Here is a 22,983-nt window from a genome sequence, read left to right on the forward strand (position 1 = left end):
TCCCTCGGCGAAAAGCGCCGGACTATCTGCGCCGCCTGGTTTGTTGCTGCTGGTTTTGCTGTTCCTGCGCGGCCTTGATTTCCCGCTCGGTCAGTGCCCTGTAGACCTGGATGGTGCTTTCGGCGTTCAGGATGATCGGGCCGGTCCCGGCCACGGCGGTGGGCTGCAAACGAAGGCGATCCAGGCTGACCAGTCGATCCAGCCGGGCCATGCGGTCAAAAAAGGTGATCAGGTTATGGAACTCACCGCGCATGCGCAACTGGACCTCGCGGGAGGCGTAGAAATCGTGCTGAACCTCCCCGCCGGGTTGAAAGAGCATGAACTCGACACCCACGTCCATGCCCAGCCGCTCGATGGCGGCCAGAAGCCGTTCACGTTCCTGGGCGTCCTCGGGCAGCAGCATCTTGGCCAGGAGCAACTCGTACTCCCGGGCCTCCACTTCCTCCTCCAATTCCGGCAGCCTGACGGCCAGCCGGCGGTTGGCGGTGATGGAAGTTTCCAGATTCTGAATATCTTCTTGCAGAAAGGCCTTGCGCTCGAGTTTGGGCATGAGCGAAAAAAAGGCGTAGCCACCCAAAGCGACGACGATCAACAGGACGAGGATAGCCAGCTTGTGCAGCTTGCTCAGGTTCTCCAGTTGCTTGACCACTGTACGACTATCCATGATCGGCCCTCTCCAGGAAGTAGTCGGCCGGCGGAGGACCGAAGGATACCCGAAAATGAAACTCCACCAGCGACAGGCCCTGCACCTCCCGGCGTAAGGTCCGCTCCGTCACCACGCCGCGGACAAAGGCCGATGTCCGAAGGATTTCCACGTAGGCGGCAAAGGACTGGTTGTCCATGGCCACCCCCCGCAGCTGCAAAACCCCATTCTTTTCCAGGTGGAAAGTCTCGAACCAAATCCGCTCTTCCGGCAGCAAGGAAATCAATGCGTCCACATAGCGCACCGGCAGGGTCTGGATGCTTCGGATATCCGTGATGATCTGAATTTTCGACTCGATGGACTTCAGCTCGTTCTCCATCCGCCGGACCCGGGCCACCTCGGCCATCAAGGCCAGGTTCTCGGCTTCCCTGGCTTCATGAACGCGCTCCAGCTCCTGGACTTCGGAGCTGATCCACAGATGGGTCAATAAAATCACGCCCCCGACGAGTACGAAGGCCAGCACCAAAACGCCCAGGTCCAGGCGCAGGGTGGAAATCCGCGGCCGTTTCTCCGGGGGGAGGAGGTTGATGCGGATCATGGAACCGCCTCCCGCAGGGCCAGCCCGGCGGCCACGGCGTATTGCGGCCCCACGGCGCGAAGATAGGCCGCGTCGAACTGGGTCGGGTCCGGCTCCAGCTTGCGCCAGGGATCGAGGTAGCGCACGTCCAATTCCAACTCTCGCCCCAGACGACCGGGCAGCCCGGCCAACAGGCTGCCTCCTCCGGACAGATATAGGGTTTCAGCGGGTTTGGCCTCCGGCACCGAACCGAGATAAAATCCGATCAGGCGCCGCACCTCGCCCGCCCAGGAGACCACCGCATCTTCCAGTTCATCAACGACCACTGCCCGTTCCGTGGACGGCAAGTCCCCCGGACCGTTGATTTTCATTTTTTCGCACTCCGCCCTGGACCGGTTCAATAATTTCGCCAGCCGGTCGGTCAACTGAAGGCCTCCGAAACTCAATTCACGGTGAAAGACCAACTGCTTGTTCCAGACCACGCAAAACACGCTCAATTGGCCGCCGATGTCCAAAATGTACTGGGGACGGTCGATCAGTTCCGGATAGTTGAATTCAAAACAGTTGTTCAGGGCGAAGGCGTCCACGTCCATCACCCGGACTTCCAGACCGGCCCGGGTCAGAATGCTCAGCCGCTCCTCCACTTCTCGCTTCTTGCTGGCCACCAAAAGCACGTCCACGGTCCCTTCCTTGACTCCGGGACCGAGATTTTGGTGGTCGATATACACGTCCTGCAGATCGAACGGGATGTACTGCTTGGCTTCCTTGACCAGGAAACTCTCCATGTTCGTCGCAGCCTCGAAAGCCACGTTGACCTTCTTGACGATCACGGCATGTCCGGTCATGGCCGAGATCACGCCTTTCTCCCGAATGCCCAGATGACGCCACAGCTCGGCCAGCCGATCCGCCGCCTTCTCCCCCTTGTCCATGTCGCCGACGGCCAGGGGAATGCGGCCGATCCGGCTCAGGACCGGCTTGCGACGACGCAAGCCCAGGGCGACGACCTTCATCCAACCGCTGCCCAGGTCCACTCCGGGAGGAGGACTTTTTTTGCGAAGCTCAATGGTTATAGCCAATCCGAGCCCTCCGGATGTTCATGAGCGGCCACAAACGAAAACCGATTCCGCGCGATCATAATTATTGGAAATTCACGGGACAGAAGGGCCGCAGGGTCAAAACGGGGCAATTGGCGCTTTTTACGACCTTCTCCGCCACCGAGCCGAACAGTATCCGATCGATCCCCTTGCGGCCATGGGTACCCATGATGACCATGTCCACGCTCTCCTCATCCGCGCACTTCACTATCTCTTCCGCCGCATACCCGCTGACCACGCGCCCGGTGACGTTGACGTCCGGCAGGTACTGCGAAATAAAAGCCTCCATACTCTGTTCCGCCCCGGAGACGATTTCTCCGACAAAGGTTTCAATGGAGTTGGGCGGAACGTGAAAGCTGACGTACTGATTTAGCGACGGGGCCGAGTACAAGAGTATCACCTCCGCCCCAAAGGCCTTAGCCAAGGAATGCGCGTACCCCGCCACCATGGGGCTGACTTCCGAAAAATCAATGGCGCAAAGAATCTTTTTCATGTCCACCATCGTCATATCCTCCCGCGGGTTGGGTGAAGAGCAACGACCTTGAAGCGAAAATCGGCGACAATCGCCGCTTCTTCAATGCCATGTGTTTATAGTTCTGCCAAAGTGTTAAACAAATTGCAAGGAGGGGAAGTGCCTCCCATCTTCCGAGTAAGCGAAGTTGATTCTCCAATCAATTGATTTTCCTGACCATCCATCAAGCGTTATCCCAAAACAGGCGACGACGCTGTTCCGGATGTGCTCTTTGAACTTGCTTCCCGAACCCGCTACCCGAGGCTGCTTTTCAGGCAAATGGGGGATGGCCCAAAGAAGAAAAAAACGGTAGAAGTCAAAACGCCTTCAAACAACATCTTGCTTTGACTTAGAACTATCGGGGATCGCCTCATCATGCGGTTAATCGATTATGAACACTATATAAAAAGCGAATCCACGGCTCGTCGCTATCTGCTGAAATTTTGCTGGAAAAACCACCAGCGTTTCTGCCCGCGCTGCCGGCAACGCAAGAACTACCCCTTGACCGACGGTCGACGTCGTTGCGCCCAGTGTTCCTACACCTACCACGACTTCAGCGGACGCTGGATCAACAACTGCGACCTGAGCTGCAGGAACTGGCTGCGGATCATCAAGCTGTTCGAAATGGACCTGACCGTTCTGGCCATGAGCAAGGAAGTGGATCTGGCCTACAACACGGTGTACAAGGCCGTGACCACCATCCGTTGCGCCATCGCCGCCAGCGCCATCGACGCCAGAGACTTTTTCGGCCCGGAACGCAGCATCGAGCTGAAAACCTCCGGCAGGGTCCTGCGCGTCGTTCCGTCTTCCAAACTGGCCACGCCGGTCTTCGGAGTCATCGAACACTCCGGAGTGGCCTTCGTCGACCTCGTTCCGGGCCTGCGGCCTGAAACGGTATTCCATTTTCACCAGAGCTTCGGCCTGGAGTTGGGCCATTGGGGCAAGACCTATTACAGCGCCCCTTATCAACGCTACCATACCCTGCTTTTCTGTACCACAGCCCCTCCGCCCCGCTTTCTGGAATTCACCCTCCCTTCGCAAACGCCTTCCACCGGGCCTTCATCCGACTTCCTCACATACCTCCTAGACAAGATCCGCCGCTATCGCGGCCTCTCTCCGGAAAAATTCCCCCTGTACGTCAAGGAACTGGAGTTTCGCTACAACCATCGTAACGCGGACATCTTCACCGAAACCGCCGGGCTACTTTGCCGGCTTGTGCCAAAATTTGGGTAATCAGCTTTTTTATTGACCGCTTTCGCGATTTCTCCCATGAGTGTGGTTAACGGATTGAATCTAGAAAAAAACCTATGGAGATCGTCATGTCCCAACTCGCTTCCTTTGCGGCGAGCCTTCCCTTCGTCGGGCTCGGATTCCGAATCAGGCCGTTTGCGGTCCAGGTCCTGGACCGAATCCGGAAAACCGTGCTGTCGGCGTTTCGGAGCATCCTGCTTGGGCGCCGTCCTGGAAGCGAGCGCGAGACGGACATCCCCCGGGCCTCTGGGTACGATCTGTTGGTTATGCAGGCACGAGAGATCCGCGGTCAGTGAGTTTTTTTTCATCAACCGTCTTTAGACTAAGGAGGCCGTATGCAGATTAACCGCAGGAATTTTCTTAAATTTTCAGCCGTGGCTGGCTCGGCGCTGGCCTTCGGTGGCTTGGGGTTCGACCTCAAGCCCACCGTGGCCAGGGCGCAATTGCTCCAATTGAAGGATGCCAAGGAAACAACCTCGATCTGTTGCTACTGTTCCGTGGGCTGTGGGCTGATCGTGCACACGGCCCAGAGCGGTCCCGACAAGGACCGGGCCGTGAACATCGAAGGCGACCCGGATCATCCCATCAGCGAAGGCTCCCTGTGCGCCAAGGGCGCTTCCCTGTGGCAGCTTGTCGAAAACGACGACAGGATGAGCAAGGTTCTTTACCGCGCCCCCAACTCCGACAAGTTCGAGGAAAAGACCTGGGACTGGGCACTGAACCAGATCGCCCGCAAGGTCAAGGACGCCCGGGACGCCACATTTGAGGTCAAGAACGCCCAAGGCCAGGTGGTCAACCGCACCAACGGCATCGCCCATACTGGCTCCGCCGCCCTGGACAACGAAGAGTGTTGGTATCTTTCATCTTTGATGCGTTGCTTCGGCTTGGTGTACATTGAGCACCAAGCCCGGATCTGACACAGCGCCACTGTAGCGGCTCTGGGAGAGTCGTTCGGACGCGGTGTGATGACCAATCACTACATCGACCTGATGAACAGTGATTGCATTTTGATGATGGGCGCCAACCCGGCGGAAAACCATCCTGTTTCTTTTAAATGGGTAATGAAGGCCAAGGAAAAGGGCGCGACTCTGGTCAACGTGGATCCTCGCTTTAACAGGACTTCCTCCAAGTCCGATCTTTACGTGACCATGCGTTCCGGAACGGACATCCCGATTCTGGGCGGCATGATCAAGTACATCATCGACAACGAACTGTACTTCAAGGACTACGTCGTCAACTATACCAACGCCGCCTTCCTGGTGAATCCCGATTTCGGTTTCGAAGACGGCCTGTTCACCGGCTTCAAACCCGAGACGGCCTCCTACGACAAGACCACCTGGACATTCCAGATGGACGAACAGGGCATCCCCAAAAAGGATCCCAGCCTGAAGGATCCCAACTGCGTCTTCCAGTTGATGAAAAAGCATTACGAGCGGTACGAACTGGACCGGATCGAGAAAACCTCGGGCACGCCCAAGGACCAGCTTCTGGCCCTGTACAAGACCTACGCGGCCACCGGCGCTCCGGACAAGTCCGGGACCATCATGTACGCCATGGGCTGGACCCAGCACACCACCGGCGCGCAGATCATCCGGACCATGGCCATGATCCAGCTCCTGCTGGGCAACATGGGCGTTGCCGGCGGCGGGGTGAACGCCCTGCGCGGCGAGTCCAACGTCCAGGGTTCCACGGACCAGGCCCTGCTGTTCCACATCATCCCCGGCTACAACCCCACTCCCCGAGCGGCCATGGCCACCTTCGAGGACTATCAGAAAGCCACCACCCCGGTGAGCAACGATCCCAAGAGCGCCAACTGGTGGCAGAACCGGCCAAAATACGTGGCCAGCCTGCTCAAGGCCATGTATCCTGACAAGGATCCGAGCGAAAGCTACAATTACATGCCCAAGCTGGACGCTGGCCAGAACTGTTCCTGGCTGGTGCTCTTCGACCACATGCTCCAGGGCAAGTTCAAGGGCTATTTCGCCTGGGGCCAGAACCCTGCGGCCTGCGGCGCGGACTCCAACAAGACCAGAAACGCCCTGGCCCAATTGGACTGGTTGGTGGTGGTCAACTTGTTCGACAACGAAACCGCCTCCTTCTGGCGCGGCCCGAACATGGATCCGGCCAAGGTCAAGACCGAGGTCTTCGTCCTGCCTCCGGCGGTCTGGTGTGAAAAGGAAGGCTCCATCTCCAACTCCGGCCGCTGGGTCCAATGGCGCTATGCCGGTCCCAAGCCCAAGGGAGACTGCATCCCGGACGGCGACATGGCCCTGGAACTGTGGCGCAGGGTTCGCGCCCTGTATGAAAAGGAAGGCGGCGCTTTCCCGGATCCGATCCTGAACTTCAACACCAGGGACGTCGTGAATCCGGACAAGAAGTTCCCGCACGACTTTGATCCGCACCGGGTGGCCAAGCTGCTCAACGGATACTTCGTCAAGGACGTGAAGATCGGCGACACCACCCACAAGGCCGGAACCCAGGTGCCCAACTTCACCGCCCTCCAGGCCGACGGTTCCACGGCCTGCGGCAACTGGGTCTACAGCGGCTGCTACACCGAAGCCGGGAACATGATGGCCCGCCGCGACAAGACCCAGACCGAAATGCAGGCCAACATCGGCATCTTCCCGGGATGGTCCTGGGCTTGGCCGCTGAACCGCCGCATCGTCTACAATCGGGCCTCCTGCGATCCGCAAGGCAAGCCTTATGCGCCGCACAAGGCGGTTATCGCCTGGGACGGCTCCAAATGGGTCGGCGACGTTCCGGACGGCGGATGGGCGCCCAGCGAGCGGCACCCCTTCATCATGACCGCCGAAGGATACGGACGACTGTTCGGTCCGGGCATGGCCGACGGCCCGTTCCCCGAGCACTTCGAAGCCATGGAATGTCCCTTTGAAGAGCATCCGTTCTCCAGCCAACTGCACAACCCCACGGCCCTGGAGTTCGTGGGCGAGGCGATCAAGCGCGCGGTGTGCGATCCGCGGTATCCTTTCGTCGGCACGACCTACCGGGTCACCGAACACTGGCAGTCCGGGGTCATGACCCGCTGGACGCCGTGGCTGCTGGAGAGCATGCCCCAAAACTTCGTTGAGATTGATCCCGAACTGGGCAAACTGCGCGGCATTGAAAGCGGCGACAAGGTCATCGTGGAGAACATGCGCGGCAAAATCGAAGCCGTGGCTATCGTCACCCCTCGCTTGCAGCCGATCAAGTCCATGGGGCAGACCATTCACATGGTCGGCACCACATGGCACTATGGTTGGGTCCATCCCAAGGGCGGAGGCGATTCGGCCAACCTGCTGACGCCGTCCGTAGGCGACCCGAACACCTTCATTCCCGAGACCAAAACGTTCATGGTCAACATCCGCAAGGCCTAAGGAGGAGTGCGATATGCAAGGTAAAAGCTTCTTTGTCGATCTGACCAAGTGCACGGCCTGCCGGGGCTGCCAGGTGGCCTGCAAGCAGTGGAAGAAACTCCCGGCGGAAGAAACCAGAAACTGGGGCTCGTTTCAGAATCCCAAGGACCTGTCCGCTATTACCTATAAACTGGTGCGGATGACCGAGGCCATGGAAGGCGAGAAGTTCAAGCAGTGGTACTTTTTTCCGGATCAGTGCCGGCACTGCGTCTACCCGCCCTGCAAGATGGTCGGCGACTATGACGACGACCAAGCCATTCTGCATGACCAGGAGACGGGGGCGATTCTGTTCACGGAACGGACCAAGAACCTGGACGGGCAGCAGATCAGGGAATCGTGTCCGTACGACATTCCCCGCTGGAACGAAGAAACCAAGATTCAAACCAAGTGCGACATGTGCATCGACCGGGTTCAGAACGGTTTGCTCCCGGCCTGTGTGCTGAGCTGTCCCACCGGGACGATGCAGTTCGGGGATTCGGACGAGATCCTGGAAATCGCCAAGAAGCGGCTGGAAGAAGTCAAGAAATACAAGCCCAACGCCGCATTGACGGACCCGAACGACGTCAGGGTGATTTTCCTGTGCGAAGACAATCCCCGGGAATACTTCCGGTATGCCGTGGCATCCGCGGATATTCCCAAGTACAGCCGTAAAGCCGCTCTGGCCAAGGTGGCCTCACCTGCCAGACGGATTTTCGGATAGTCTCTTTTCTCTCACCCTCCTTCGTCTTGACCGGGGCCCCGTGGGCCCCGGTCGTTTTTTTATTGCCTCTCCAGCACGATCACCCCGACTCCGGGGAGGTCCACCTTTAGCCGGATCGCATCCACGATATCCCCGGTGATCACGCCTCCAGTACGGGTATGCAACCAGATATCCCCCCCGCGCTGCTTCCAGCGAAACGAAACCACGTCAAAATCCGTCTCCCAGGTCCCCTGTCCATTGGGCTGCAAATCCAACAAAACAAAGCGCTCCGCCTCAGGAAGGCTTTGGTACTTGCCCACCAGGTGCAACGGGTCGGAGCAGGCCGCGGCCAATACAAAGGCCCAGCTCAATAGGCCGAGCAATATAAGTCTGCACATCGGACACCTCACAAAAACTCAGGTGATAAACGGCGTATTGCAATTACCGCAATGAACACTGAAGGCTGAGTTGGAGAAGAAGGTCATTCTTCCGCATGAGGCGCGCGAAACCTCAGGCGATTTTCTCGATTCTGGAGGTGAACTGATTTTCCAGATGCAAAATCTTGTCGAAGTAATAGATGTGAACGGTCATGGCCACCCAGATCAGATCGCGGACCACCGTCCACCATGATATCGGATCCTCGACGCTGCTGAAACAGCCGCAAGGGATGGGCGAATCGCGCAGCAGATTGACCACCACGGCGATGGTAAACATCACCAACATACCGCCGATGAGTACCACCGCAGACTTGGCCCGGAAACCGATGATCAGCAAAACGCCGCAAACCAACTCGAACCAGGGCATGAACACGGCCAGAACGTTCACCGCCCAGTAGGGGACCAATTGGTAGCTGGCGATGGTCTCGGCGAATTCAGCGGTGTAGCTGATCTTGTACATGCTCGCGTAGATGAACAAAGCGCCGATGTACAATCGCAGCGCCAAAGCCAAGTATTCATGGGTCAGTAACCTGACCAGCGGATTTTTCGTCATGGCTCCACCGGAAGCCCGTTGCGTTGCCATTGCCGCAGGCCCCCCTCCATGACCCGCACATTGACCATGCCGCGCTCCTTGAGCTTGGCCGCCACCTGCTCGTCGTATCTTCTGCTGATGTTCCGGCCGTAGACGATGACGTCCTTTCCCGGGTCCAGCATGGCGAAGCGCATGGAATAGACAAAGTCGAACAGGTTCAAAGGCAGATTTTCCGCGCCGACGATACGCGACTGGTTGTAAAACTCCGTGGGCCGAGCGTCTAGAAACAGCGCACCTTGTGACTCATGCTTGAGCTTGGCCCAGGCCACGTCGATGTAATCGGGTCGAGGCTGACCCCAGATTTCCGGCAACAGCGAAATACCGCCGGGGCTGGAGGCGTTGAAGACCAGCGCCAGAACCAGGCTGACCAAGGCCAAAGCCAGGCAGTCGAAAAGGCTCACCCGCTTAATGCGCAGTGTTTCGGAGCGCAGCAAGGAGCTAATGCGATTACCGGCAGCCTCCAGAAGGCTGATGGTCTGACGGCTTTGTTGCAACTCATCCAATGTTTGGCGCAGTTCGGCGTTTTTGCGCAGCAGGTCGCTGTTCAATTTTTCGATGGTTTCAAAGGCCAAGGCATTGCCCAGACTGACCAGAAATCCCTGGAGCAAGGCCGGCAACAATTCCCGTTCAGCTTGGTCGTCCTCGGAGCGGGCAAGACAGTTCCCGATTCCAACCAGCCCATACCAATTTTCGTCCACCAGAAACGCGGCGCCGACTTGCGACGTCTCAGCCAATTCCAGAGCCTGGAGTTCGTCTCGGGTCAGCAACTGATAGTGTTTTTCTCCCTGAGCCGGGACAAACGGAGGATGCAGCAGGGAACGGAAAACGGCGTCTAAACGCCGGGCGTCAAAGACCGGGCCCGTGTCGTCGCCGAACCCTCTAGCCGCGACCTCAATACGCTCCTCCCGACGTTCCCAGAGCACGATGAACCCGCGTTGGGCACTGAACGTGCCCATGACCGACAATAAAAAAGAGGAAAGCAGGGTTTTGGCGTGGAGGTTCCCGCTGAGTTCCCGTGTGGTGTCGCAGATGGACTTGAAGTGAAAATAACGGCGGTCCAGCCGGGCCTGGATGTCCTGGGCAGCCAGCAGAGCCCGCTGAAGTTCGATGTTTCTCGCTTGCAATTCCTCATTCAAGCCGCGAATGGTCTCATTCACGCACGCGGAGGCCAGGGCGTCCATGAAGGCCGTGACCAGTTGCAGCACGAAATCTTCATCCTGGTGGCCGTACGCCGAGCCGTTGACCTTGGGGCCATAGCCCAAGACTCCGAAACGATGCTCGTCCAGATACCACTCCACCACGACGCGCAACGGCTCGGGCAGGCCGGACTTTTCGGGAGACTCGTTGATCAGCACGACCAGAACCTGCCGGGAAAGCATCCCGCCCTCGTCTCGAACTTTTGCGGAAACGGACTGAACCGCCTCGGGCAGACGCTCCTTGTCGGACTCGTTCAGGCCGCGCAAGACGATATGCTGACGGCCAGAACGGCGATCCTGGGCGACGAGCAATCCCTGAGCCGTTCCCAGGGCCCCCATGCTCATCAGGACGAAGGCCTCCATGACCTCCACCGGGTCGGTCAATCGACTCAGTTCGCTGACCGTCTCGAACAGGGCATCCAGATGAAAGGCACGTAGGTCTCCGGAAGCCACACCCAACGCCTCTTTGGGAGAGGCGTTGGGTGCATCTTTTGATGCGTCAACTGATGCATTTAACGACGGTCCCGCTGAAGGGTTCGGAGCCTGCCGCTGATTCATGTCGTCTCCTCGAGCGACTCCCCGGCATTTCAGGCCAAGGAGGCCGGTGAGTTGGAATCAGAAAAACGAGATTCAGGGTAGCTGTTTGAGCGTGTTGTAGAGACTGCTGGTATCTGAACGGCCCAGATGGGTGTAGAGGATGGAACCTTCCCGGTCCAAAAGCAGGGTATACGGCGTGTCTGGTTCGCCGATCAGTTTGTGCAGAATGTAGTCCCCATCCTGGAAAATGGGGAAGGGAAAGCGCCACGTCCGATGGAGATGCTCGATTTCCATCGGGGTGGCTCCAGCGGCCACGGCGACCATGGCCAGCTTGCCCGCCAGTTCCGCGTCGCGCTGGATGCGTTGATACAGACGCAGGATGTCTGGGGCCTGATTATGGCAGACGGGACAGTAAACACCAACGATCTCAATCAGGAAGAAATCCTTCTCCATGTCCGCCAGGGCCACGCTGGCCTGATCCTCCCCAAGTTCCAGATAAACTCGATGGTCCGGAACCTCCGGAGCGGGGAACACAAAAGCCAAAATCTCCGGGTGTCGCTCACCGACGCCCAGTGGCCCGGCGGCGGAAACCTGACCGGCGAGCAAGGCCAGCGACAACCACACCAGAACCAAATACTTGCCTGCAAATCCGCGCATATCCGTATTCTCCGGTAATTATGATAAAAAGTGGCTTCAAACCGGCATGCCGCTCAACACGGAGCGAGCCTCGGCTTCATCGTGAACGATCCGGGCCAGTTTGGTCACCCCGACCATTTCGAACACCTTGCGAAAATTCTCGGCCAGACCAGTGAGGATCACGGATTGGCCGCGCTGCTTGCTTTCCGTAAGGAGTTGGATCAGCACGGCGATGCCGGCACCGTTGATCGAGGCGTTCTCGTTGAAACGAAAAAGGATTTTGGGGACGTTCCAGGCCGAGATATGACCGTAAGCCTCCAGCAGCACCGGTTCGGAAGCGGCGTTGACGTTACCGCGGATGTCGATGCAGGCCATATCGTCCTCCTGGACCCAGGAAATCTCCCTTTCCTCGTTTTCGGCCATGATCAGCCGCTCCTCGGCGCGCCGCAGGGCTTGGTCCAGAGCGGCCTTCTGAATCGGCTTGTTGATGAAGTCCGTGGCGTCCATGTTCAGCGCGCGAATGGCCAGATCCAGGTCCCCGTGCCCGGTGATGATGATCACCTCGGCCAGGGGATTGATCTCCTTAATGCGCTTGAGGACCTCCAGTCCGTCCATCCCTGGCATCTTGATGTCCGTGATCACGATGGCCGGTTGCTCTTTCTTGAAAACGACCAACCCTTCCTCGCCGTTTTCCGCGGTGAACACCGTGAATCCGTAGGCGTTCAAAAACAGGCGAAACATGGACAGGGTGGGTTTTTCATCGTCGATAACGAGAATTTTGCGCATCAGCTAGGCCTCCATTCATTCCTGAGCAACGGGGAACGAAAGCACGAAGGTCGTCCCTTCGCCCCCCTCACTCGTGATGTCGATGGTCCCATCATAATCCTTGATGATACCGTAGGAAATGGACAGCCCGAGCCCCATGCCCATCCCCGTCTGCTTGGTGGTGAAAAACGGATCGAAAATCTTTTCCGCCACGGACGGACTCATCCCGCACCCGGTATCCGACACGCTCAGACAAACCCGGTCGTGGTCCAGGAAGGAGCGGATCACGATATCTCGTCTTCCTTCCTCTTCCAAGGTTTTATACCGGTCCTGAATTGCATCCCGGGCGTTGGTGACCAAATTGAACAAGACCTGTTCCAAGCGATTCACATGGGCCAGCACCGGAGGGATACTCTCGTCCAGGTCAAGAGTAACTACAATGTTTTGCAGGCTCAACTGGTGGGCCATGATGGACATCACCCCGCGCACCGGCTTGTTGATGTCGATGGGTTCCTTCGAAAAGTCGGACTTGCGTCCGAATTCTCGCAAATGATTGATGATTTCCGTGGCACGATCAACTTGGGCGCTCATTTCACTGCTGATTTCCCGCAAACTCTCATCGGAAAGCGGCATCTGCTCGTTCACCGCCATGTCTAGGAATTCACTGCCCATCTTGATCATGTTTAAAGGCTGATTCAGCTCATGGGCGATCCCCGCGGAAAGCTGACCCAGGCTGGTCATCTTGCTGGCCTGGATCAGCTGGGCATCCTTTTCCAGCATCTCCGTGATGTCCGAAGTGGAGACGATGATCGCGTCACGCTCCAGATAGCGCGTTTTGCAGGCTACCACGTTCACGTAAAAAGGCACTTCACCTTTCTTAAAATGCATGGCCTTGGGATAAATGAAACTCTCGGAACTCGGATTGTCTCGGAAAAAAGCGGAGAATCGATTCTTGAACTCCGGCGCCAACTCCAGAAACGACGTCTTGAGCATTTCCTCCTTGGAATAGTCGTAGATGGTCAAGGCGCTGGGATTGGCATCAAGAATCCGGAAAGTGCGGGTGCTGAGCACGAAAATCGGGGCCGGCCCACTTCGAAACAAGGAACGATACTTTTCCTCGGACTCGCGGACCCGATTACGGTAGAGCTTGATACTGCGAACCATGTACTTGAAGGAGTCCGCCAATTGCAACACTTCGTCGCCGGATTTTTTCTTTTTAATGACGCAGTCGATGCAGTAGGCGGGCTTCTCCGGGGTGTAGTCGGGGCTGAACCGGCCCAGGGTCTTGTCCACGTGCCAGCAGGGCAGGTCCATGTTGTAGTAGGCCGGGCAGTGCTCCTCTTTGTCCGCTTCATCCAGCCCCAAAGGCTTCATGTCCAGGTTTCCCCGGGTGATTTCGTCGGCCAGCTTGGTTAACTGGGTCAAAGATCTGGTCACGTACTTGGAAAGTTTATGGCTGACCAGAAAAATGATGACGATAATTGCGCTGATAAATCCAAGAAACGTGATGCGCAGCTTGGCGATCAGTTGGTCGATGTGCTTTTGCTTCAGTCCGACGTGAACGGTGCCGATGGGGTAGATGCCCTCCCAGATCGGCACGGCTATGTCGTAGACCGGGGCGTCGTCGATGGTCAACTGGGCCACGCTGTACTGCTTGTCCGCTGGAATGGGGTTGGCGGAGCTCAAGGGCTCCGGAAACGGACGGATGAATGTGTGGGACAGGACATTGCGCTCGTCGTCCAGGATGAAGATATACTCCACGAGCATCCGCCGCTCGCCCAGTTGGGCGGCATCGAAAATCAGGCTGACCAGATTCGGGTGGTCCCGGGTCAGCACGTAGCCGCGGCCCTGGTCGGCGATGCTTTGGGCGATGGCAATCCCGCGGGCGGTCAGTTCATTGACCAGACTGGTGATCAAGATCCACCTGGCCAACAGGGCGATGGTTGCGCTGATGACCAATACCATGGCCAGGGTGGAGAAAAAAATCTTGTTCTTCAGGCTGATTTCCCGCAGAGCGGTCAGCATGGTCTTCGGCGTCGAGCTTAACCGTTGTGTATTCGGCAAAATGTCTACTCCGAATAAGCCGCCGACGGATCATGCGGTATTTCCGTCGTGAGTCGGTTCCAGTCGGTCAAGATAACCAGACGTCCGTCCTGGATGATCGTAAAGTAAACCCGCTCCAGCCCTTGATGGTTCGTCGGCCCGAAGGACAAGGTGTTGGCGATGCCCAGGGAATATTGCTGAACGGACTGAATGGCGTCGATGAAACGCGCCCTGCTCAGGTTGCGTCCGGCCCTTCGCAACCCCTCCACCAAGACCTTGGCGTTGATGTAGCCTTCCAGGGCCACAAGATTAGGCTGATCCTCCGGAAAAGCCCGTTTATGCCGCTCCAGATACTCCACCACGCCCCACAACAAGGCCTGAGATTCCAACGAGTCCGGAGGGGGAACCACCTGGGAGATGATGACCCCGTCCCCGTCCTTGCCCAGAATACGGGCCAACTCCTCGGACCCGACGAAAGAGACGTTGTGAAACAACGGAGAAAAGCCTCGAGATCGGGCCTGTTTGATGAATTTCGCGCAGGCGTCGTAGGTCCCGACCATGATCACGGCCTCGGCCTGGGATTCCATGATTGCCTCCAAGCCCTCTTCTATGTCCTGGGTGCCGCGGGTGTAGCTGCCTCTGGCCACCGGGGCCAGTTCATAAGCCCGCAGGGCCAGTTCCGTACCCTTCAGTCCGTCGAAGCCATAGGCGTCGTATTGGTAAAATACGGCTATCCGGGTCAGCCCGAGGTCTTCGACGAAATGACGGACGACTTCCTGGGTTTCCTGATAGTACGAGGCGCGAATATTTATAATATTCCGGTTGAACGGTTCTCGAAACGCATTCGCCCCGCTGAATATCCCCAAAAGTGGAATCTGAGCCTGTTCGATTAACGGGAGAATCTTGACAGTGGTCGGAGTGCCGACGTAACTGAAGAGCGCAAAAACTTGGTCGTCAACGATCAGCTTCTGCGTGTTCGCCAGACACCTTGGCGGATCATACCCATCATCATAGGCGATCACCCGGATTCTGCGCCCATGCACCCCGCCCTGTTCGTTGACATGGTTGATGTACGACAACGCCCCATTTAGGGTCTGTGTCCCCAAAAAACCTGCATGCCCGCTGAGCGCCAACGACGAGCCGATCAAAATCTCCGACTCGCTCACCCCCGGAACATCGTTCAGTGGCGAGTCATCATGGACGCTTTGGGTGCAGGAGAGAAGGAGGGCGACCACGGCAAACATCGAAAAAAGCTGGTGAATTTTCACGAACGCAATCTCCCTGGAAATATTGGCCATTCATCCGCGATTACTGGGCATAATGAACGAACCGCTTGCAGCGGGCCGCTTTTTCTCATAAGGATGTTAATCCTGTAACCCATTTATCATATGTCTGACAACAACAATTCGAGAGGTACAATCATGTCTTTCCGATCCCTGCGCGCGTACTTTTTCGTTTTCGCCACCCTGCTTCTGATTTCCTGCGGCGGCGGGAGCACCGTCACGGCGGTCTCCTTGACAGCCGATTCCAACGAAGTAGCCGTTGGAGGAAGAACCCTAATTACAGCCCAGGCTGCCAATAGCATCACCGAAAACCCCATGGGCGAGAAAGTAACTTTTACCATCCGACACAACGAAAGTGGTTCACGCCTTGATATAATTAATGATCGACTTGATGCAGGTACTGGAAATGAAAATCCCAAAGCTCAAGCACTATTCTTTGCTGGACCAAGAGAAGGCACTGACATTATTGAGGCTTCGTTCGAAAGCGGAGCCCGGGCTACCACCACAATCAAAGTTGGTGAAGGCGTGGTCCTGGGCAATATTCGCCTTGAAGCTTTCAGCCTGGGAGGTGCAGACTCTCAATCAACCGGATGGCGAATTCGGGCCACTGTCACCGACACCCGCGGCTTCCCAGCAGTGGATGTGACCGTGTCGTTCAGCACCAACAACGGTGAATTAGATATCAAAGATACTGGCAAGGGAGTCGGGAAAACTAATGATGCTGGTATTGCGGAAGCTTTGCTCACAGGCCTTCAATCTGACAGAGGTGCCAGGGTCTGGGCCACGGCTGGCGGAATCACAGTGTCCATCGATGTCGGCCCCAGAAACTAATCTCCTTGGCGTTATTTTCATTCATTTGTCGGCTATCCTGTTATGTAGTTTTTACCCACATCCCAGTACGAAGATTACTGCAAAAAGTCCCGAAAAGCCGAAATCAGTCATATCGGCGATAGTCGGTATCCGGTTTTCTGGCGGTAGAAGCGGCGCACCTTCCGTTTTTAAAAGGGAGGATGACTTTTTGCAGTGACATCATTACGGGTTAAAGCAAAACTTCTTTTCCACCAGGACAAAGCATAACTTCGTCGAGGAGGAACAATTAATGTTCTCTTTACCAAAGAAAGTATTGTCTACTTTTGCCTTGCTTTTATTATGGACCGTCGCCCCCGCCCACTCCCGCCTCCCCGAATTCACCGACCTTGCTGAAAAGTCCGCCCCGGCAGTGGTGAACATCAGTTCCGTTCGGGTTGTGTCTGGTGAGAATCCCATGCGGCAATTTTTTTCTCCGTTTCAACGCCGCGGTGGGCCTTTTGACGATTTTTTTGAGCAGTTCGAGCGATTTTTCGGGGACCAGGCACCCGCCAGGCGTTCCCAGTCTTTGGGGTCCGGCTTCATCATTTCGTCCGACGGGTACATCGTCACCAACAACCATGTGATCCGGGACGCTACGGAGATCACGGTAAACCTCCTGGACAGTGCAGACTCGTATAAGGCCGAGGTTGTCGGACGGGACGCGGAGACGGACTTGGCCTTGCTGAAAATTGAGGCTGACCGGCCCCTGCCCGTATTGGAGTTCGGGGATTCAGACCAAGCCAAGGTCGGTCAGTGGGTGGTGGCCATCGGGAATCCTTTCGGCTTAGCCCATACGGTGACCGCCGGGATAGTTAGCGCCAAGGGCCGGATCATCGGCTCCGGGCCCTACGACGACTTCATCCAGACCGACGCATCCATCAACCCCGGCAACAGCGGCGGTCCGTTGCTGGACATGCGGGGGCGAGTAATCGGGATCAACACGGCCATCGTCGCCTCGGGCCAGGGCATCGGCTTCGCCATCCCCAGCAACATGGCCCGCGGGATCATCGCCCAGTTGCAGGAAAACAAAATGGTTCAACGAGGATGGCTGGGCGTGACCATTCAGGACCTGGACGACAACTCGGCCCGGGCCCTGGGCTTGACTTCGACCCGAGGCGCGTTGATCGCCGAGGTGATCCCAGATGAACCCGCCGCCAAGGCGGGATTACGCTCCGGTGACGTGGTGGTTTCCATCAACGGGCAAACGGTAGTGGACTCCAGTTCTCTGCTACGGGTCGTGGCCCAGCAGACCCCGGGTGAATCAGTTAAGGTCGAGGTGATGCGCCAAGGCAAAAAGCAGTCCTTCGCCGTCACCCTGGGCACCCGGGATCCTGAGCGTCTGGCTCAGCGAGGTGTGCCGTCCCCAAGTGAGGACCAGGAAACATCCTTGGGCATTTCCCTACGCCCGATTGACGAGCGTGAGGCCAGGGCCATGGGCATGACCCGCCCGCAGGGCCTGCTGGTCACCGCCGTGGAGGTCGAATCCGAAGCCGCTCGCGCCGATGTTCGCGCCGGTGACATCGTCATGGAAGCCAACCAGCAGCCCGTCAACTCCATAGACGACTTTCAACGAATCCTCCGTGAAGACGCCGCGGAAAAAGGCGTGGTCATGCTACTCATCCGCCGACAGGCCCAGACCATCTTCCGAACCATTCCCCTGGAATAGCTCCCTCTCTTCAAACAGCCTCAAAAGGCGGCGCGACAACGCGCCGCCTTTTTTATTGTGCTTTCTCCATGGATCGACTATGCGGCGATGGTCATGCCCACATCCCATTGCTCGTCAACGAGACTTCTTGCGGGCTGCAAGGTCAACATTTATTTGCATATCCACGGTCTTCGCGGCGATGGATACCACGAATTGACGACGTTGTTCCTGCCTCTGCCGAGCCCACACGATATATTGACCGTCACCCCAGGCTTGTCCGGCGTCGGACTGACGTTGTCCTGTTCCGATGATACGGTACCTCGCGACGAGAACATCCTGGTCACGAGCTACGAACATTACGGGAAAGCGACGGGTTTCTATCCGGACGTGCATGTTCACCTGCAAAAAAACATTCCCATGGGGGCCGGGCTTGGGGGCGGCAGCAGCGATGCGGCGGTCTTCCTGAAATACCTGAACGACAGAGCCGGCGATTCCGGCTTGAGTGACGTCGAACTCACGAGCATGGCCGACGATCTCGGTGCGGACGTTCCCTTCTTTCTGCTAAGCAGGCCTGCATGGGCCACCGGACGGGGCGACCGACTGACTCCGGTGGACCTTCCGCTGAATGGCTTGACCATGGTTCTGGCTTGCCCCCGGATTCACGTTTCCACGGCTTGGGCTTACAAAGCCTGGGACGAGGAGTGGCTGAAAAAACCATCGGCCCCACCTCTCTTGACACCCCAAGGCGCTCCGGATATGTTCCCCGCTTTGCCAAATATCGCCTTTTACAACAGCTTTGAAGTGCCGGTATTCGCGAAGCATCCGCAATTGCGGGCCGTGAAAGAGACGCTCCTCACATCGGGGGCGAGCGGAGCCGTAATGAGTGGTAGCGGAGCAAGCCTTTTTGCCGTGTTTCGTGAACCCGCCCAGGCGGAGAGAACAGCGTGTCGGCTCCGAAAGAAAGACATCCCCACGCATGTCTTTCCATCTTAGCCCAGACTATTCGGCAAACTGATCACTGGGGTGTCGCCAAGCGGTAAGGCACGGGTCTTTGGAATCCGCATTCGGAGGTTCGAATCCTCCCACCCCAGCCATTTTTTCAAGGAATCCCCTCATGGCCCTTCATGGCGAAATGAAAATCCTCTCCGGTTCCGCGAACCCTCCCCTGGCCAAAGCCATCTGTGACCACCTGGGCACCAGACTGACGCCTTGTCTTGTTGAAACGTTCAGCGACGGAGAAATTCGCGTCGAAATCGGCGACAATGTCCGAGGAGACGACGTCTTCGTCGTGCAGCCCACCTGCGCCCCCGTCAACTACAACCTTATGGAACTCTGCCTTGTGCTGGACGCTTTGAAGCGAGCCAGCGCCAAGCGGGTCACCGCCGTGATTCCGTATTACGGCTACGCCCGACAAGACCGCAAGGTGGTCCCTCGTGCGCCCATCAGCGCGAAACTCGTGGCCGACTTTCTGACCGTTGCCGGTGTGCATCGCCTGTTGACCATCGATCTCCATGCCGGACAAATCCAGGGTTTTTTCAACATTCCCGTTGACAATCTCTACGCGGCCCCGATTCTGCTCGATAATATCAAAAAGTTGACCGACAGTCCCGACAACCTCGTCATCGTCTCGCCCGACGCCGGCGGGACGGAGCGGGCACGTGCCTATGCCAAACGTCTTTGCGCGGGATTGGCCATCATCGATAAACGTAGGGTCTGCCCCAATCAAGCTGAAGCCATGAACGTCATCGGCGATGTGGAAAACAAGCTCGCTGTTGTGCTCGACGACATGATCGACACCGCCGGAACCATGGTCCAAGCCGCCAAGGTGCTCATGGACAAGGGCGCGCAAAGCGTCGTAGCCTGTGCCACGCATGGCGTTCTTTCCGGCCCCGCTGTGAAACGCTTGCAGGATTCGGCCTTCAACCAAGTTTACGTCACGGACACGATTCCCTTGAAAAATGAGGCCCAGGCCTGCAATAAGATCCAAGCGCTGTCCGTGGCCAGCATTCTGGCCAAAGCGGTACATAACATCCACACCGAATCATCGGTCAGCGTCCTTTTTGTCTAATCAATACCCTTAAGGAGATACAGGCATGTCCAATCAAGCAACCCTTAGCGTCGACGTCCGCTCTGAAACCGGTTCGGGGCAATGTCGCAGGCTGCGCAACAAGGCTTTTGTGCCGGGTATATTTTACAATGCCCAAGGAGCGAACCTGCTTTTTTCCGCTGAGCGGACACCACTTCAAAAACTGTATAACAAGGTCGGGCTGTCCCAGGTCTTTCAACTGGAAATCAAACAGAGCGGGGAGAGCCAGCTCCATCCGGCGATCATCCGCGATATTCAGTTCCATCCCGTAAAAGGCTCCATCACCCATATCGACTTCTTTGGAGTGGACTTAACCAAGAAGATCAATGTCTACATTCCCGTTGAAGTCACCGGCAAACCCAAAGGCGTTGTCCTCGGCGGCATGCTGGAAACCTTTCGGGACGAACTCGAAGTCGTTGGCCTGCCAATGTCCATCCCGGAGAAGATCGTCATCGACGTCACGGCGTTAGAAATCAACCACAACGTGCATGTTCAGGACCTGAAGCTCCCCGATAACGTGGAATTCGTCTTTGAAGACAACTTCGCGGTTGTTGGCGTCGTCAGCCCCTCGGCCAGCGATTCCGAAGCCGAGGAAGGCGAAGCGGAAAAGGGCGAGTAATCATTCTCCCGCCTTGGCCGAACATTTCATCCTTTGGCCAAGGTGGTTTTTTCTCTCCGGGTGTCACCACCCTCCGCTTTTCCGGCAATTTCGTCACGGCAAACGAATTTTACATAGCTCCGCGTTACCTGCGGGTAACGCCGCCCGAAATCCTTTCTCTCCTTTCTCCCTAGCACCACATGCAAAGCCGAGGCTTTTACGGGCTCATCGTTGGTCTGGGCAATCCCGGGCCGGAATACGAACGCACTCCGCACAACATGGGCTTTTTGGCCCTGAATGCTCTTTTCTCCTCCTCTCCAAGCGTTTGGCGAGCCGTAAAGGCTCCGGTGGGAAAGTGTGAACTCCATCGAGGAGAGAGCAACGGCTCAACTTGGTTGGCCGTCAAGCCCTTGACCTACATGAATCGCAGCGGAGACGCCGTTGGACCATTGGCCCGTTGGTACCGCATCCCCGCTGAGCACATCCTCGTGGTCCATGATGAGCTCGACCTCCCTCCCGGCACCCTGCGCTTTAAAATGGGAGGAGGTGCTGCCGGGCACAAGGGGATATTGTCCATCGTTCAATCGTTGGGGACAAACGCTTTCCCCAGGCTGCGCGTCGGCATAGGCCGCCCTCCATCCGGCCACGACCCGGCGGGTTATGTCCTACGCCCCTTCCACGCGGAAGGCCTGACCGCCCTTCCCGAGACATTGGCCACGGCGGTCACAGCGATCACGACGTTTTGCACCAAGGGATTAGCCTGGGGAATGCAGGAATTGCACGGCGGTCAACGAAAATGCTCAGCCTCAAGCCAGGCCGAATGACCCTTTTTGGTTTCCCACGAGAGAAAACCATGGACTCTTCGTCGACTTCAGGATATTGTGAAAAAAGTCATTAGGGGATTATGCTTGATCAGTACCTCATATCAGGAGTGGTGAACGTGTTCTCGGTTAACGACTTGGTAGTATACCCGGCACAAGGTGTTGGAAAAATCGAGAAAATCGAAAGTCAGGAAATCGGGGGTTGTCAAACCAACCTGTACATTATCCGTATCTTGAACAACAATGTTATGGTCATGGTTCCCGTGCACAACGCCGCCAACGTCGGCCTGCGTGCTTTATGCACCAGCGAGCAGGGCGAAGCCATGTTGGTATACATCCGGGATCGATCCGACTTTACCGGATATACTGGACAGAATTGGAACCGAAGATACCGGGAGTACTCGGAAAAACTTAAGAGTGAAAACCTCCGAGATGTCGCCTACGTTCTCAAGGAATTGATCCTGATCGGCAAGGACAAGGAACTGTCTTTCGGAGAGCGACGTCTACTGGAACAAGCTTTGCATCTGATTACAACGGAACTGGCCTTTTGCCTGGACAGCACACCGTCCGACATTCGCACCAAAATCTATTCATTTTTTGAAGATATTCTTAAGCCCGTCGAAGAGAGTGGAACCGTCGAGCCAAAGCAGGATGAAAAGTGAGGCCATATCGATTCGTTCTTCGACTCGACTCACAACCGGGGGACGCTTTTTCCACACGAAGCTGGCTTTTCCCAGTCTCGTCCCGTCACGTGCGGAGTCTCTATCAGCAGCACCAAACTCAGTCGGCTTTTTCCGTTCTCACCAACCAAAGCACCTCGGAAAAGCTTCAAAAAAATCTTGCCAAAACGAGCTGTTGTTCGGTAAGGTTAAGGAACGCATCATATGGTTTCCACCTGTGCCAGCCTTCCATTTCCGTTTCATTCCGTTCACGCAAATTTTGATTCATCGCCTGCCCCTTTTGCACCGACCACTTGTCAAAATATTTTTTCCCATATATTGCAATCTTCCATCCACGCATGACCATCTTCACACTTGGTTTCTTCAGCGCATTTTTTTGGGACGCCGTGCGACGTCAAACGTTGATTTCACACTACTTACTACACTAGCGAAACATATCCGCTTTTTTTGCATATCACAGAACGTTGCCTATTTTCGACACACCACTCTTCCTTGTTTAAGGTCATTTCTCTTTCCGGTTTTTCTTGATATGAGGCCGGTTCTTCTGTGTTGTTGCGACATGCTCCATGTCATGTCCAATCATTTATTTGTTCTTGTTTTAGTTGATCAGCAATACGTTTTTTCCAAAACTTCTTGCGGGAGATTTG

23 protein-coding genes and 1 tRNA gene are annotated in these 22,983 nt (G+C 56.6%); 12 read left to right on the forward strand and 12 right to left on the reverse strand.

Annotation, left to right across the window (positions count from 1 at the left end; genetic code table 11):
* Positions 1-22 precede the first annotated feature (22 nt).
* From C6366_RS07825 to C6366_RS07840, 4 genes are all read right to left on the reverse strand, one after another.
* A complete protein-coding gene (locus tag C6366_RS07825) occupies positions 23-664 on the reverse strand; it encodes a type 4a pilus biogenesis protein PilO (protein ID WP_107736781.1) in 642 nt (213 codons plus the stop codon).
* Positions 657-1,241 (reverse strand): PilN domain-containing protein, encoded by a 585-nt coding sequence (locus C6366_RS07830; RefSeq protein ID WP_107736782.1) that lies wholly within the window; start codon positions 1,239-1,241, stop codon positions 657-659. The genes C6366_RS07825 and C6366_RS07830 overlap by 8 nt, the downstream gene beginning before the upstream one ends.
* Positions 1,238-2,296, reverse strand: a complete 1,059-nt coding sequence (pilM, locus tag C6366_RS07835; protein WP_107736784.1) for a type IV pilus assembly protein PilM — start codon at positions 2,294-2,296, stop codon at positions 1,238-1,240. Before pilM ends, C6366_RS07830 begins: the two co-directional genes overlap by 4 nt.
* A gap of 61 nt (positions 2,297-2,357) precedes the next feature.
* Positions 2,358-2,816 carry a universal stress protein gene (locus tag C6366_RS07840; protein WP_107736785.1) on the reverse strand — a complete coding sequence of 153 codons (459 nt, stop codon included), beginning with the start codon at positions 2,814-2,816 and terminating at the stop codon, positions 2,358-2,360.
* Between the two features lie 384 nt (positions 2,817-3,200).
* Here C6366_RS07840 and C6366_RS07845 point away from each other — a divergent pair, with 384 nt between their 5' ends.
* From C6366_RS07845 to C6366_RS07860, 4 genes are all read left to right on the forward strand, one after another.
* Positions 3,201-4,058, forward strand: coding sequence for a transposase (locus C6366_RS07845; protein WP_107736787.1), 858 nt, complete (start codon positions 3,201-3,203; stop codon positions 4,056-4,058).
* An 86-nt stretch (positions 4,059-4,144) separates the two neighbouring features.
* Complete coding sequence (locus tag C6366_RS07850) at positions 4,145-4,372, forward strand: hypothetical protein (protein WP_146164792.1); 228 nt, start codon at positions 4,145-4,147, stop codon at positions 4,370-4,372.
* Positions 4,373-4,411: 39 nt separating this feature from the next.
* Positions 4,412-7,450 (forward strand): formate dehydrogenase-N subunit alpha, encoded by a 3,039-nt coding sequence (gene fdnG, locus C6366_RS07855; protein WP_107736790.1) that lies wholly within the window; start codon positions 4,412-4,414, stop codon positions 7,448-7,450.
* Between the two features lie 13 nt (positions 7,451-7,463).
* The gene (locus tag C6366_RS07860; protein WP_107736791.1) at positions 7,464-8,189 is read left to right on the forward strand and encodes a 4Fe-4S dicluster domain-containing protein; all 726 of its coding nucleotides are present in this window, start codon (positions 7,464-7,466) and stop codon (positions 8,187-8,189) included.
* 59 nt (positions 8,190-8,248) lie between these two features.
* Here the strand turns inward: C6366_RS07860 and C6366_RS07865 are convergent, their stop codons facing one another.
* From C6366_RS07865 to C6366_RS07895, 7 genes are all read right to left on the reverse strand, one after another.
* Positions 8,249-8,566 (reverse strand): hypothetical protein, encoded by a 318-nt coding sequence (locus C6366_RS07865; protein WP_146164793.1) that lies wholly within the window; start codon positions 8,564-8,566, stop codon positions 8,249-8,251.
* 112 nt (positions 8,567-8,678) lie between these two features.
* Positions 8,679-9,158: a MauE/DoxX family redox-associated membrane protein gene (locus C6366_RS07870; RefSeq protein WP_107736794.1), complete on the reverse strand. Its 480-nt coding sequence runs from the start codon at positions 9,156-9,158 to the stop codon at positions 8,679-8,681.
* Positions 9,155-10,951: a rhodanese-like domain-containing protein gene (locus C6366_RS07875; RefSeq protein WP_107736796.1), complete on the reverse strand. Its 1,797-nt coding sequence runs from the start codon at positions 10,949-10,951 to the stop codon at positions 9,155-9,157. The genes C6366_RS07870 and C6366_RS07875 overlap by 4 nt, the downstream gene beginning before the upstream one ends.
* 72 nt (positions 10,952-11,023) lie before the next feature.
* On the reverse strand, positions 11,024-11,587 hold the full coding sequence (locus tag C6366_RS07880) for a TlpA disulfide reductase family protein (RefSeq protein WP_107736798.1): 564 nt from the start codon (positions 11,585-11,587) through the stop codon (positions 11,024-11,026).
* 36 nt (positions 11,588-11,623) lie between these two features.
* A complete protein-coding gene (locus C6366_RS07885) occupies positions 11,624-12,352 on the reverse strand; it encodes a response regulator (protein WP_107736800.1) in 729 nt (242 codons plus the stop codon).
* Positions 12,353-12,367: 15 nt separating this feature from the next.
* Positions 12,368-14,395, reverse strand: coding sequence for an ATP-binding protein (locus C6366_RS07890; RefSeq protein WP_306460425.1), 2,028 nt, complete (start codon positions 14,393-14,395; stop codon positions 12,368-12,370).
* Between the two features lie 5 nt (positions 14,396-14,400).
* The gene (locus C6366_RS07895) at positions 14,401-15,642 is read right to left on the reverse strand and encodes an ABC transporter substrate-binding protein (RefSeq protein ID WP_233248427.1); all 1,242 of its coding nucleotides are present in this window, start codon (positions 15,640-15,642) and stop codon (positions 14,401-14,403) included.
* A gap of 153 nt (positions 15,643-15,795) precedes the next feature.
* On the opposite strand from C6366_RS07895, the gene C6366_RS07900 reads away from it, so the two are divergent.
* The 8 genes from C6366_RS07900 to C6366_RS07935 all read left to right on the forward strand — a co-directional run bounded on the left by C6366_RS07900 (position 15,796) and on the right by C6366_RS07935 (position 22,318).
* Positions 15,796-16,488: a hypothetical protein gene (locus C6366_RS07900; protein ID WP_158269695.1), complete on the forward strand. Its 693-nt coding sequence runs from the start codon at positions 15,796-15,798 to the stop codon at positions 16,486-16,488.
* A 268-nt stretch (positions 16,489-16,756) separates the two neighbouring features.
* Positions 16,757-18,172: a DegQ family serine endoprotease gene (locus tag C6366_RS07905; RefSeq protein ID WP_107736803.1), complete on the forward strand. Its 1,416-nt coding sequence runs from the start codon at positions 16,757-16,759 to the stop codon at positions 18,170-18,172.
* Positions 18,173-18,265: 93 nt separating this feature from the next.
* Positions 18,266-19,144 (forward strand): 4-(cytidine 5'-diphospho)-2-C-methyl-D-erythritol kinase, encoded by an 879-nt coding sequence (ispE, locus tag C6366_RS07910; protein WP_158269696.1) that lies wholly within the window; start codon positions 18,266-18,268, stop codon positions 19,142-19,144.
* A 26-nt stretch (positions 19,145-19,170) separates the two neighbouring features.
* Positions 19,171-19,245 (forward strand) — tRNA-Gln (locus C6366_RS07915).
* Between the two features lie 20 nt (positions 19,246-19,265).
* A complete protein-coding gene (locus C6366_RS07920; protein WP_107736806.1) occupies positions 19,266-20,219 on the forward strand; it encodes a ribose-phosphate pyrophosphokinase in 954 nt (317 codons plus the stop codon).
* A 25-nt stretch (positions 20,220-20,244) separates the two neighbouring features.
* Complete coding sequence (locus tag C6366_RS07925; protein ID WP_107736807.1) at positions 20,245-20,856, forward strand: 50S ribosomal protein L25/general stress protein Ctc; 612 nt, start codon at positions 20,245-20,247, stop codon at positions 20,854-20,856.
* Between the two features lie 179 nt (positions 20,857-21,035).
* Complete coding sequence (pth, locus tag C6366_RS07930) at positions 21,036-21,659, forward strand: aminoacyl-tRNA hydrolase (RefSeq protein WP_107736809.1); 624 nt, start codon at positions 21,036-21,038, stop codon at positions 21,657-21,659.
* Between the two features lie 116 nt (positions 21,660-21,775).
* Positions 21,776-22,318 (forward strand): CarD family transcriptional regulator, encoded by a 543-nt coding sequence (locus C6366_RS07935; protein WP_107736811.1) that lies wholly within the window; start codon positions 21,776-21,778, stop codon positions 22,316-22,318.
* A gap of 166 nt (positions 22,319-22,484) precedes the next feature.
* Here C6366_RS07935 and C6366_RS07940 read toward each other — a convergent pair whose 3' ends face one another.
* The gene (locus tag C6366_RS07940; RefSeq protein ID WP_146164794.1) at positions 22,485-22,676 is read right to left on the reverse strand and encodes a hypothetical protein; all 192 of its coding nucleotides are present in this window, start codon (positions 22,674-22,676) and stop codon (positions 22,485-22,487) included.
* Positions 22,677-22,983: the final 307 nt, after the last annotated feature.

Source organism: Desulfonatronum sp. SC1 (assembly GCF_003046795.1).
GTDB lineage: Bacteria > Desulfobacterota > Desulfovibrionia > Desulfovibrionales > Desulfonatronaceae > Desulfonatronum.